Source organism: Tritonibacter aquimaris, from assembly GCF_009617595.1.
GTDB classification, from domain to species: Bacteria; Pseudomonadota; Alphaproteobacteria; order Rhodobacterales; family Rhodobacteraceae; genus Epibacterium; species Epibacterium aquimaris.
In genome coordinates, this window is the sequence record NZ_WIXK01000006.1 from 45,585 (window position 1) to 57,520 (window position 11,936).

An 11,936-nucleotide genomic window follows, 5' to 3' on the forward strand; every position below is an offset into this window, starting at 1 on the left:
TTCGCACAGATGTCTGAACTTATTTCTGACCGCGCAATCGACCGCTCCAAAATGCAGGTGAGCGACCAGGTTGCCATTCAAATCACCAATATGAACAAGTGGTACGGTGCGTTTCACGTGCTGCGCGACATCAACCTGACCGTCAACCAAGGCGAGCGGATCGTGATTGCAGGGCCTTCGGGCTCGGGCAAATCAACCATGATCCGCTGTCTGAATGCTTTGGAAGAGCATCAGGAAGGCCAGATCATTGTTGACGGGACTGAGCTGACCTCGGATCTGAAAAACATCGACAAGATCCGATCTGAGGTGGGCATGTGTTTTCAGCACTTCAACCTGTTTCCACATCTGACCATTCTGGAAAACTGCACATTGGCTCCGATCTGGGTGCGTAAAACGCCCAAGAAAGAAGCCGTTGAGACGGCGATGCATTTCCTTGAGAAGGTGAAGATCCCGGATCAGGCCCATAAATATCCGGGCCAGCTTTCGGGCGGGCAGCAGCAGCGTGTGGCAATTGCGCGTTCGCTGTGTATGAAACCCCGCATCATGCTGTTTGACGAGCCCACATCGGCGCTGGACCCTGAGATGATCAAAGAGGTTCTGGACACGATGATCGAGCTCGCTGAGGAGGGGATGACCATGCTTTGTGTGACCCATGAGATGGGGTTTGCGCGGCAGGTGGCGAACCGGGTGATCTTTATGGCGGATGGCCAGATCGTGGAACAGAACGAGCCGGAAGAGTTCTTTAACAATCCAAAGAGCGAGCGCACCCAGCAGTTCCTGAGCCAGATCCTGGGTCACTGATTTGACCTGTTATTCAGTGGGAAGGCCGGGCATTTGCCCGGCCTTTCTGGTTTTATGAGCTGGGGCTTTGCCCGAGTGCTGGTATTGGGGGCTCTGCCCAAGTTTTAGTATTGATGGGGGCTCTGCCCCCAAGCCCCCGGAGTATTTTTAAAAAGGTGAAACAGTATGGTGCAGCTGCAGTTAGGAGGCGGTGCCAGATGCGCTGATGATTGCGGCGCGGCGCCAGTGTGTGGTTGGCCAGAATGCGCCATCATTCGTGGCGCCGCCTGCGGGGGCCAAAACGCGAGAGTGTTGATGGGAGGCAGCAGGGGGCGAAGACCTGTCAGGCTCCGATCAGTTCCCGAGGCACTGCAAAATCCAATGCGCGGCCACTGCCCCAGGTCAGATCTGCCCAGCTTTCCAGAGGAAACTCAGCAATCAGCGTTGCACCGGTTGGATAATCTTCAAACCGGGAATGGGCCGGGGCGTGGTTGAGGATGGCATGGGCAAAAGCGGCAATGCCCGGATTATGGCCAAGCAGCATGATGTTTTTATGTTCTGCTTCGCGCAGCACCTGAAACATCACGTCTGAATTGGCGTGATAGAGCCGTTCAATAAAGATCGCGGGCGCGTCGAGTTCCATCAGATCATAGGTTTCACGGGTGCGCTGCGAGGAAGAGGAAATCACCTGATGCGGCATGTAATCATGATCGCGCAGCCATGCGCCTATTGCGATCGCTGAGCGGGTGCCGCGTTTGTTCAAAGGCCTGGCATGGTCGCTTGGGGCGCTGGTGTCCCAGGCAGATTTGGCATGTCGGGTCAGGATCAAAGTGCAGGTCATCTTGAATGAAAATACCTCATGTGGTGGGCAGATTGAGCAGGGGAGCGCCCGGCGCCTTCTGACAGCGGGCAGGCGCGGCGGGCGATGCAACCTTGCGACAGGCAGGTGCTGGATCCGGAGATTGTGTCCAGATGGTTGTGGCAAGCTGCCACTTCATAGGGGCCTTCGTCAACCATTGCTTGAACTGGGCAGGTATTAATGCAGCCTTGAGTGGTGCAATCCAAACAAGGAGAATGTGCCAGCCTGGGTGCTGGTATGTGAAACTCTGCATCAAAATGGAGGGCCCCGCGGTAGGAAATCAACAGTCCTACCTGATCATGCACCAGAAATTGCGACGGGGATGTGAAAGCACGCCCCGAGGCAAGCGCCCAATTGACAAAAGGCGCATAGGGCGGACCATCAAAGGGGTAATAGCTCTGCGTGGCGCCAAGATCTGCGGCCAGCTGGGTGATGACACGGCGCGACCAGCGATCAACCGGGTCGGCGCGGCCGTCACGGTATTCCGGGCTTTGGCAAAATTGCGGCCAGAAGTTGGTGTTGCAGCCCAATAAGATCAGCGTACCGTGATCAAGCTGTTCGATGCCCGCGCCCGGATGCAACGCACCATAGATCATCAGCCCCAGCGACTGGGCCGCGGTTTCGATCTGTGCGTATTGGGTCAAAGGCATATGCTATCCTGCATCTTGGGCGACAGGATAGCATCTTGGCGCGCGCTAACAAAATCAAATGCGCGACTGTGGTGTTGGCGCGGTTACGCGCGGATCATCGAGCCTGCACCGTGGTCGGTGAACAGCTCAAGCAAGACCGCGTTCTGGACCCGGCCATCAACAATGGTGCAGGCACGTACGCCACCGCGCACCGCTTCGAGTGCGGTTTCGGTTTTGGGGATCATGCCGCCTGCGATAATGCCATCCTGGGTCATGGCTTCGACATCAGAGGCTTTGAGCTCGGTCATCACATCCCCAGCGGCGTTTTTCACCCCGGCCACATCGGTGAGCAGCAGCAGGCGATCCGCTTCCAGGCTCTGGGCGATGGCACCTGCGGCGGTGTCCCCGTTGATATTGAGCGTCTCGCCGTTCTGGCCCACACCAATGGGGGCAATCACCGGGATCATGTCTTTTTCAAACAGATCGCGCAGCACGGTGGGATCCATCTGGGCCGGATGCCCCACAAAGCCCAGTGCCGGGTTTGGCACATCACAGGTGATGAGATTGGCGTCTTTGCCCGAAAGCCCCACGGCGCGGCCACCCTGACGGTTGAGCGCATGAACAATGCGTTTGTTCACCACACCAGAGAGCACCATTTCCACCACGTTCATAGTGGCTGCGTCTGTCACCCGTTTGCCGTTGACAAAGTTGCTCTTGATTTCGAGCTTTTCGAGCATGGCGTTGATCATCGGACCCCCACCGTGGACGATCACCGGGTTCACGCCAACTTGTCGGAGCAGAACGATATCGCGGGCAAAGCTTTCCATTGCCTCATCGCTGCCCATGGCGTGACCGCCCAGTTTGACAACAACAATGGCATCATCATAGCGCTGCAGATACGGCAGGGCGCTTGACAGTGTTTCCGCGGTAGCAATCCAATCCCGGTTCATATCCTGTTTCTTCATCGCTCTATCATCCCTTTGGCGGATGGGTTTACGGGCAATTCAGCCCGCTGCCAAGGCCTGTGTACGTTATTCCATTGCGGCGGGCGGTGCATTCGCTAGATTCGCTGGAGAATCCATACAGGAGAGAGCAGATGCGGAAGAAAACGCTTTTGCTGACCGGAGCTAGCCGTGGAATCGGCCATGCCACCGTGCGCAGATTTCACAATGAAGGGTGGCGGGTGCTGACCTGTTCCCGCAATGCTTTGCCTGCGGAATGCCCCTGGGGGGCAGATGGCGCAGATCATGTTGAGCTGGACCTGTCAGACCCGGCTGATACCATCAATGCGCTGGGGATCATTCAGGAAAAACTGGGTGGTCATCTGGATGCGCTGGTGAACAATGCGGGTATTTCCCCCAAAGGTGAGGGCGGCGCGCGGCTGAGCACGCTGAACACCGATCTGGCGGATTGGGGGCGGGTGTTCCATGTGAACTTCTTTGCGCCTGTGGTGCTGGCGCGTGGCCTGAAAGATGAGCTGGCGGCGGCCAAAGGATCAGTGGTGAATGTGACCTCGATTGCGGGCAGCCGGGTGCATCCATTTGCAGGGGCGGCCTATGCCACATCCAAAGCGGCGCTGGCGGCGCTGACGCGGGAGATGGCCCATGATTTTGGCCCAATGGGCGTGCGCGTCAATGCAATTGCACCGGGAGAGGTCGAGACCGCTATCCTGAGCCCCGGAACCGATAAAATTGTCGAAAAACTGCCAATGCAGCGACTGGGGCAACCCTCGGAAGTGGCGGATGCAATCTATTTCCTGTGTTCACAGGAGAGTTCTTATATCTCTGGTGCAGAGATCGAAGTGAACGGGGCGCAGCACGTGTAAGCCAGCTTATGTGGCTGGCTGCGGGATTTGAGTATTTGAGAAAAGAGCCTGGCGGTGAGAGCGATACTCCGCCAGGCTTTATCATTTTATTTGGGCCGAGATGGGCGCAAGTTTTAGGGGAGATTGGCGATAATGGCCCGCAATGTCGAGATACCGTCGCCTTTTTCCGATGAGGTCAGCACGATTTCCGGATAGGCAGCGGGGTGTTTGGCCAGCGCGCCTTTGACCTGTTCGATCACCTGTTCGCGGTCCTTGGCTTTGACCTTATCGGCCTTGGTCATCACGCATTGGAAGGTCACGGCGGAGGTGTCGAGCAGCTTCATGATCTCTTCGTCGACCTTTTTCACACCGTGGCGGCTGTCAATCAGCACAAAGGCACGGCGCAGGTTCTGACGACCGGAGAGGTATCTTTTCAGAAGCTTCTGCCATTTTTCAACCACATCCAGCGGCGCATTGGCAAAGCCATAGCCCGGAAGGTCGACCAGATAATGTTCGGGCCCCTGCATGAAGAAGTTGATCTCCTGGGTGCGGCCTGGCGTGTTGGAGGCGCGTGCAAGCCCTTTGGTGCCGGTGAGCGCGTTGATCAGGGAGGATTTCCCCACATTAGAACGCCCGGCAAAGCAGACCTCAGTGCGGTCGGCTTCGGGCAGGCCATTCATGGCCACCACACCTTTGAGGAACTCGGATTCGCCCGCAAAGAGTTTGCGACCTTTTTCGAGAGAGAGATCATCTGGCGCTTCGGCCAGGCTAAACTGCATTTGCATCACAGCACCTTTACGGTATCGCCCAGGCGAATGTGGCCTGCGCGGATGACTTCTGCACCAACGGAAAAATCGCGATGGCCAAAGGCATCTTTGAGAGTTTTGAGGGTTTCAGCGTCGCGCACACCGGTGTCCGGGTTGGCCGCCGTTGCCTGACAGCGTTCCATCCGTTCGCGCACGGCAAAGATGGCCTCGCCGATTTGAACTTCGCGGCCAAGCCAGTCTTCTTCGGCCCAGGCGTCATCCAGATCAAACCAGATATTGCTGCGCCAGCGGTGGCGTGACAGCGGCGTGCCAATGGCCGTTTCGACTGCGCGGTGCGAGGCGAGATTGGCCAGGGTCACCGACGGGTAGGGCGTATCGGTCATGGCGCGGCTTTCGGCGCGTACCATCCGCGCAGGTTCGGCTCGGCCTTCGGGCATCAGTGGCATCACCCAGTTGAGAAAGGCAGCATCATTGCCATCGGGATCAAACGTGATGTCACCGGCGCTGGGGTGGCTCAAGGTGATCAGACCGCTGGCATCATCATAGCGTGATGAAATTGCCATCAGCTGTGGCGCGCTGGCAGCGCGGGTGAAATTGCTGCAGCGTGCCCATTCCGTGCCATCGGCATCAGAACGTTCATGGGCAACCGCCCAAAGACGATCGCCGGGCAATGCTTGCCCGGCGGTCATCTCTACCTGCTCCAGCATCTCACGACCATGTGCTTTGATCGTGTGACGCCAGATCTCTGTAACGGTATGGCTCATTCGTTCTCCGATTTCGCCTTGCGTTTGAAGCTCTTCTTGATGTTGCCAAACACATCCGGCTTATAGCCGTGGCTGCGCATGATCACATACTGCTGGCAGAAGGTGATGGTGTTGTTCGCGATCCAGTAAACCACGAGACCCGACGCAAAGCCACCCAGCATGAACATGAAGACCCAAGGCATCCAGGCAAAAATCATCTGCTGGGTTGGATCTGTGGGTGCCGGGTTCAGTTTCTGCTGCAGCCACATTGAAACACCCAGCAGGATCGGCAGTACACCAATAAAGATCAGCGCAAGGATGCTTTCGGGGTTTGGAGCGGCCCAGGGGAAGGTGCCGAACAGGTTGAAGATCGAGGTTGGGTCAGGTGCCGAGAGATCCTGGAACGGACCAAAGAAGGGCGCGTGACGCAATTCAAGCGTTACAAAGATCACCTTGTAGAGCGAGAAGAAGATCGGGATCTGGATAAGGATCGGCAGACAGCCCGCGGCGGGGTTCACCTTTTCCTTCTTGTAGAGCTCCATCATCGCCTGCTGCATCTTGGCACGGTCGTCTCCGGCGCGCTCTTTCAGCTCTTCGACTTTGGGCTGCAGCTCTTTCATCTTCGCCATGGACGAATAGGATTTATACGCCAGCGGCAGCACCAGGATCTTGATCAAGATGGTGAGGCCGATGATCGACACACCCATGTTGCCAATGATCTGGTTGAGCCAGTGCAGAACCGCAAAGATCGGCTTGGTCAGGAAGGCAAACCAACCCCAGTCGATGCTGTCGAGGAAGCCTTCGATGCCACCTTTTTCATAGGCACGGATGGTGGCCCATTCTTTGGCACCGGCAAACAGCTGGGTCGAGGTGGCAGCGGTTTCACCCGCAGCAACGGTCAGCGTCGGCATCACCACATCGGCCTGATAGATGTCGCGGCGCGCATCATATTTGGCGATGGAGCGGAACGGCTGGCCGTTTTCGGGGATCAGCGTTGCCATCCAGTAGTGGTCGGTAAAGCCAATCCAGCCATAGTCTTCGACTGCAACGGTTTCGGAGTTGGAGCCATCGCGCGGATCAACGTCGAAATCCTGGATGTTGTCGTATTTGACTTCGGCCAGTTCACCGTCGGCTTCGCGGATCAGGCCCTCGTGCAGCACGAAGAAGTTTTTCAGATCTTCGGGTTCACCGTGGCGGGCCAGCGTGCCGTAAGGCGCGAGCGCAACAGAGGCGTCGCTGTTGTTGGTCACGCTTTGGTCGACCTTGAACATATAGTCCTGATCCACCGAGATGGTGCGATTAAAGATCAGGCCTTTGCCGTTGTCCCAGCTCAGCGTAACCGGGCTGTCGGGGCTCAGCGTGGCGTCCTGAGGCGCGGACCAGAGCGTATTGGCGCTTGGCACGTCTTCGATCCCAAGACCGGCACCCGGTGCCCAGCCATAGAGCGCATAATAAGCATTGGTGCCACCAACAGGTGACAAGAAGCTTACGATGTCCGAGGTGGGATCATTGGTGACGTTGTAGTCTTTGAACGACAGATCATCGATGCGACCGCCTTTCAGCGAGATCGAGCCTTCGAGCCGGGGCGTGTCGATGGTGAGACGCGGCGCGTCCTCATCTGAACTGGTTGCCGCGGTGGCAAGCGTGCTGGCCTCGGCAGGGGCAACTGCAGCAGCCGGAGCTGTGACGGATGCGCCTGCAGGCGGTGTCAGCTCTGCCTGGTTCAGTTCAGAGACCGCTTCGGGCTCTTCTGGTGGAAAAATAGCGTACCATCCAAGCAGCACAGCGCCGCTCAACACAGTTGCGAGAATTAGGTTCTTATTCTGATCGTCCATCTGGGACTGCCACCTCATGCATGCGAATGACAGGGTGGTTCAACAGACATGGCTTGCAAAGGTCAAGCAGAAACCGATCTAAACGGGCTTTATCTCCCCGGAACGCGGCTGGATGCGGGTGATCCGGTCAAAACCAAGCGGGCCTGCAGCAGCTGCAAGCCCGTAGATTCGCCAGTGATCAGGGTCTGCCACCAATCGCGGGTGGATCTTTCAGCTTGGCCTGATGGGCGGCGATCCAGTCAAGGGTCTGATCAAATGGTACCGGTCGCCCGATGCCATATCCCTGCACATGGTTGCAGCCAAGCTGGGCCAGCAGCGCATGTTCGCCCACGGTTTCCACCCCTTCGGCAAGGGTTTCAAGCTCCAGACGTTCGGCCATGGTGAGGATGGCTGCGACCATTTTCTGCTGCTCGGGATCGCGGTCTGATTTGGTGACAAAGGAGCGGTCAATCTTGATCCGGCTGACGTTAAAGCGACGCACTGCGCCAATCGAGGCGTGGCCGGTGCCAAAATCATCCAGATCGATCTGGCAGCCGAGCTCTCCCAAAGCGGCGATATTGCGCACAATCACATCATCGGGGCTGTCGCTGAACACGGTTTCCAGAACTTCGACGCAGAGGCGATCAGCAGAGAGGCCAAACCGCTCAAGGTCCCATTTGATCCGTTCCACCAGGCCGGGGTTGCGCAGCTCATCGGCGGCAAAGTTCACCCCAACCTGCGGCACCATCACACCCGCAGCGTCCCAGGCTTTCAGCGCGGAGAGGGATTGATAGACCATCACTTCGCTCAACCGCTCCATCAGGCCCGCATCTTCGAGCGCAGGCAGGAATTTTACCGGTGGGATCATACCATGCACAGGGTGCACCCAACGCGCCAGCGCCTCAAAGCCGGAGATCTGGCCGGTGTCAGTGTTGATCTGCGGCTGGAACCAGGCTTGGATCTGGCCACTTTCAAGCGCTTGGACTACTTCGCCATGCAGATTGCGGCGGCGTTTTGTGCGGTGATGCAGCTCAGCCGAATAGGCGCGCATGCCAGAGGGGCCGTTGTGTTTGGCCTCTTCGAGCGCGGCAAAGGCGGCGGCGACCCAATCATCGGCGGTGTTGTCTGGTGCAAGCTGGCGGCTGCAGAACCCAACAGAGCAGGTGACATAGACCGATGTTGCATCAAGAGAGAGCGCCTGTTCAATCTTGGCCTGGTAGCGCCCGGCCAGTTGGATGCACAGTTCAAGATCCAGATGCGGCATCGCGTTCAGGCAGATGGCAAACTTATTTTCTGTAATGCGGGCAAGACAGTCCCGGCTGCGGGTCACGCTGCGCAGGCGATTGCCCATCTGGCGCAGCAGATCATCGCAGGCCTGCGCCCCATATTCGGTCTCCAGCTCAGCAAATTGATCAATTTCGAGCACAAAGACAGCAGAGTTCAGGCCCTTTTTCTGAGAGGCTTCAAAAACCTCTTGCACCGCCATTTCAAACCCGTCGCGCAGCACAAAACCTGTGGCGCTATCTTGCGGCACATTGCCGGAACGCGTGAACATCCCAAGGCCTGCAAAAAACAGCGGCAATCCCAGCGCAACAGCCAACAACGCGTATTCACCACCCACCCAATAGGTGGCCAGGGTGAGTGCGGGCAAAAACGCAAGTACCGGTGGCCCCAATAGGACAGGTGCCAGCGATTTGCGTAACCGCGCCAGCAGACCTGAGTTTGAATAGTTCATTTGCGGACCTTTCACCTATACTTTGGCGTGGGTCCACACTAGAGGCCGTGTTCTGACTGAACCTTTAACGCAGCTTTGGAATCTCCTCAGATTCACTCAAATCCACCGCTTTTTTTGCGCTTAGACCGAGGAAATCGAACAAATTGGGGTCCAGAAGGTGTGAAGGACGCGCATTCATCAATGCGCGGAACATCACCTGGCGGCGTCCGGGGCTGTTTGATTCCCACTGATCCAGAATCTGTTTCACCTGCTGACGCTGCAACCCATCCTGGCTGCCACAAAGATCACAGGGAATAATCGGGTAATCCATGTCACGGGCGAATTTTTCACAATCAGCTTCGGCCACATGCGCCAGCGGACGATAGACAAAGAGGTCGCCTTCTTCGTTCACAAGCTTTGGCGGCATCGTGGCAAGACGGCCACCGTGAAACAGGTTCATAAAGAAGGTTTCAAGGATATCATCGCGGTGATGGCCCAGCACCACGGCCGAGCAGCCTTCTTCGCGTGCGATGCGGTACAGGTTGCCACGACGCAGGCGCGAGCAAAGAGCGCAAAAGGTCCGTCCCTCGGGCACTTTGTCCATCACAATGGAATAGGTGTCCTGATACTCAATGCGGTGTTCAACGCCCATTTTTTCAAGAAATGCAGGCAGAACCGTCGCCGGAAAACCCGGCTGACCCTGATCCAGGTTGCAGGCCAAAAGGTCCACAGGCAAAAGCCCGCGCCATTTCAGCTCATATAGGATGGCAAGCATGGTATAGCTGTCCTTGCCGCCCGACAGGCACACCAACCACTTCGGGCGGCTGCCATCGGCGCGTTTTTCTACCATGCCGTACTGCTCAATCGCTTCGCGGGTGTTTTTCACGATGCGCTTGCGCAGCTTTTTGAAGGCGGTCGTTTTGGGCGCGCCTGCAAAGAGCGGGTGGATTTCGTCCAGATCATCATCAAGCATGGCGGCCCCCTAGCGAAGCGGGAGCCATTTGCCAAGAAAAATCCCATCGCGGCGGCAATCTTCGCGCCCTGCGTGTGGGTGCATTGATCCAAAACCCGGTGTTTCGCGTAATCGCTATGAAAGGACCAAAGATGCGAAAAACGATTTCAGCAGTGATTGCCCTGGCGGCGCTGATCGGGGTGACCGCCTGTGGTCGCCCCCAGGTTGGATGATCAAAAGCTCAGCACCAATGATCTAAACCTCGAAGAGTATTTTGCGGGCCGTACCATTGCCTATGGGCAATTTCAGGATCGGTTTGGCACGGTGGGCCGCCGGTTCAAGGTGGAAATTGATGGCCGCTGGGATGGTCAGGTTTTGACGCTGGATGAGCGTTTCTGTTACGCCGATGGCAGCCGGGAAACGCGGCTTTGGAACCTGAAGAAAACCGGGGCTCTCAGCGCGGAGCTAAGCTGAGGGAGCCGAGGGCTGCCAATAAACAAAGCCTATCAGCGCCGCTTTGATGTGTTGCTGGGGGGGGGGCGCTGTTTCTTGAAAAACAGTGAGCTATTTCTTGCAGCCAGAATGACAGCCACAGCCCTGGCTTTCCGCATGGTCTGGCACCGGGTCATAGCCGCTTCCGCCCAGGGGATGACAGCGGCCAAGGCGGCGTACAATCAGCCAGCTGCCTTTTATTGCCCCGTGTTTTTCCAAAGCTTCCAGCGCATAGGCGGAGCAGGTGGGCTGGTAGCGGCAGTTAAACCCCACCCAGGGGCTGAAAATCAGCCGGTAGGCCCGAATAGGCAAAGACAGAATCTTGGCAACAATATTCATGGGCTCTTCTTAAGAGGCTGATGGCGGCGGCGCAATCCACGCCGCGCAGCGGCGCTGGGCCCAACGGGGGCGTGCGCGTCTTTGACGCGCAGGGCACGGGCGGGAGCGCTATGATTTGTGGATTTTGCGCAATGCGTAGCGCAGATCATCCTGTAGCGCCTGAAAATCGCGCTGGGCGGTGGCCTCAAAGCGTCCGATCAGCACATAATCCCAACCGGCGCGGCCCTGTTCCGGCAGCACAAGGCGGGCAATTTCACGCAGGCGGCGTTTGGCCCGGTTGCGTGCCACTGCATTGCCTACTTTTTTGGAGCAGGTGAAGCCCACCCGCGCAGGTCCGTCATCGTCACGGCGACGCCCCTGTAGCATCATCGCTTTGGTGCCCTGGCGTTTGGCACGCGCGGCCAGCAGGAAATCGCGACGTTTGGTAATGATCTCGACGCCGCCAAGGTTTTTGCTTTGGACGGGCTGGGAATCATCTGTGTTCAAAACGGAAACCGCCGGAGGCGTAGTCCCCGCGATGGTGTCATCGTCCATGGGCGCCTCCGGCGGTTTAAAATCCGTTCCTGACGGAAATCGCAAATGCGCGTATTATGCGCTCAGCGACTTGCGGCCACGTGCGCGGCGTGCGTTCAGGATCTTGCGGCCTGCTTTAGTGGCCATGCGCGCACGGAAGCCGTGACGGCGTTTGCGAACCAGGTTCGAAGGCTGATAGGTGCGTTTCATCGCTCCGGTCTCCATAAAACTATGCGGGAACAGTGCGGAATCACACACACCCGGGGTCAATCTCGAGGCTCGGTCTTTAGAAGTGATCGCCGCGCAAGTCAAACCCCTTTCCCGGGCTTAACTCCGATTTTGCAGCAAAACTGCAATATTTCCGTCAAAAAAGCGGCCAAACGGCACCGCTTTGTAACGAATTGCCCGTCCCTTTGTTGCATATCTCACAAAAGCGCAGGCTGTGATCAAGGCAGCGTGAAGCGGGGCGGGCTGGTCTCGATCTGCGCATACTTAGAGCGTACCACAAAGAGAAGACAATACGAATGTCT

Annotated in this window: 14 protein-coding genes; 3 read left to right on the forward strand and 11 right to left on the reverse strand. The window is 57.3% G+C overall.

Annotated features, from left to right (window positions below; translation table 11 throughout):
• The first annotated feature begins 9 nt into the window (after window positions 1–9).
• On the forward strand, window positions 10–801 hold the full coding sequence (locus GG681_RS12655; protein ID WP_153548395.1) for an amino acid ABC transporter ATP-binding protein: 792 nt from the start codon (window positions 10–12) through the stop codon (window positions 799–801).
• 322 nt (window positions 802–1,123) lie between these two features.
• Here GG681_RS12655 and GG681_RS12660 read toward each other — a convergent pair whose 3' ends face one another.
• The 3 genes from GG681_RS12660 to argB all read right to left on the reverse strand — a co-directional run bounded on the left by GG681_RS12660 (window position 1,124) and on the right by argB (window position 3,233).
• Window positions 1,124–1,621: a SixA phosphatase family protein gene (locus tag GG681_RS12660; RefSeq protein ID WP_153548396.1), complete on the reverse strand. Its 498-nt coding sequence runs from the start codon at window positions 1,619–1,621 to the stop codon at window positions 1,124–1,126.
• On the reverse strand, window positions 1,618–2,289 hold the full coding sequence (locus tag GG681_RS12665) for a ferredoxin (RefSeq protein ID WP_153548397.1): 672 nt from the start codon (window positions 2,287–2,289) through the stop codon (window positions 1,618–1,620). The genes GG681_RS12660 and GG681_RS12665 overlap by 4 nt, the downstream gene beginning before the upstream one ends.
• Before the next feature lie 83 nt (window positions 2,290–2,372).
• On the reverse strand, window positions 2,373–3,233 hold the full coding sequence (gene argB / locus GG681_RS12670; protein WP_153548398.1) for an acetylglutamate kinase: 861 nt from the start codon (window positions 3,231–3,233) through the stop codon (window positions 2,373–2,375).
• A 131-nt stretch (window positions 3,234–3,364) separates the two neighbouring features.
• Between argB and GG681_RS12675 the strand changes: the two genes are divergently transcribed.
• Window positions 3,365–4,093, forward strand: a complete 729-nt coding sequence (locus tag GG681_RS12675; protein WP_153548399.1) for an SDR family NAD(P)-dependent oxidoreductase — start codon at window positions 3,365–3,367, stop codon at window positions 4,091–4,093.
• Between the two features lie 113 nt (window positions 4,094–4,206).
• Here GG681_RS12675 and yihA read toward each other — a convergent pair whose 3' ends face one another.
• The 5 genes from yihA to ttcA form a co-directional block, all read right to left on the reverse strand.
• Entirely contained in the window at window positions 4,207–4,857 is a 651-nt protein-coding gene (gene yihA / locus GG681_RS12680) for a ribosome biogenesis GTP-binding protein YihA/YsxC (protein ID WP_153548400.1), read from the reverse strand.
• Window positions 4,857–5,603 (reverse strand): MOSC domain-containing protein, encoded by a 747-nt coding sequence (locus GG681_RS12685; protein ID WP_153548401.1) that lies wholly within the window; start codon window positions 5,601–5,603, stop codon window positions 4,857–4,859. Before GG681_RS12685 ends, yihA begins: the two co-directional genes overlap by 1 nt.
• Entirely contained in the window at window positions 5,600–7,417 is a 1,818-nt protein-coding gene (gene yidC / locus GG681_RS12690) for a membrane protein insertase YidC (RefSeq protein ID WP_153548402.1), read from the reverse strand. The genes GG681_RS12685 and yidC overlap by 4 nt, the downstream gene beginning before the upstream one ends.
• 178 nt (window positions 7,418–7,595) lie before the next feature.
• A complete protein-coding gene (locus GG681_RS12695) occupies window positions 7,596–9,131 on the reverse strand; it encodes a putative bifunctional diguanylate cyclase/phosphodiesterase (protein WP_153548403.1) in 1,536 nt (511 codons plus the stop codon).
• A gap of 64 nt (window positions 9,132–9,195) precedes the next feature.
• Window positions 9,196–10,083, reverse strand: a complete 888-nt coding sequence (ttcA, locus tag GG681_RS12700) for a tRNA 2-thiocytidine(32) synthetase TtcA (protein ID WP_153548404.1) — start codon at window positions 10,081–10,083, stop codon at window positions 9,196–9,198.
• A 189-nt stretch (window positions 10,084–10,272) separates the two neighbouring features.
• On the opposite strand from ttcA, the gene GG681_RS12705 reads away from it, so the two are divergent.
• Window positions 10,273–10,536 (forward strand): DUF3833 family protein, encoded by a 264-nt coding sequence (locus GG681_RS12705; RefSeq protein ID WP_328593379.1) that lies wholly within the window; start codon window positions 10,273–10,275, stop codon window positions 10,534–10,536.
• Window positions 10,537–10,626: 90 nt separating this feature from the next.
• Here the strand turns inward: GG681_RS12705 and yidD are convergent, their stop codons facing one another.
• The 3 genes from yidD to rpmH all read right to left on the reverse strand — a co-directional run bounded on the left by yidD (window position 10,627) and on the right by rpmH (window position 11,616).
• Window positions 10,627–10,893 carry a membrane protein insertion efficiency factor YidD gene (gene yidD / locus GG681_RS12710; protein WP_153548405.1) on the reverse strand — a complete coding sequence of 89 codons (267 nt, stop codon included), beginning with the start codon at window positions 10,891–10,893 and terminating at the stop codon, window positions 10,627–10,629.
• A 108-nt stretch (window positions 10,894–11,001) separates the two neighbouring features.
• Window positions 11,002–11,427 (reverse strand): ribonuclease P protein component, encoded by a 426-nt coding sequence (gene rnpA / locus GG681_RS12715; protein WP_153548406.1) that lies wholly within the window; start codon window positions 11,425–11,427, stop codon window positions 11,002–11,004.
• A gap of 54 nt (window positions 11,428–11,481) precedes the next feature.
• Complete coding sequence (gene rpmH, locus GG681_RS12720; RefSeq protein WP_005980833.1) at window positions 11,482–11,616, reverse strand: 50S ribosomal protein L34; 135 nt, start codon at window positions 11,614–11,616, stop codon at window positions 11,482–11,484.
• Window positions 11,617–11,936: the final 320 nt, after the last annotated feature.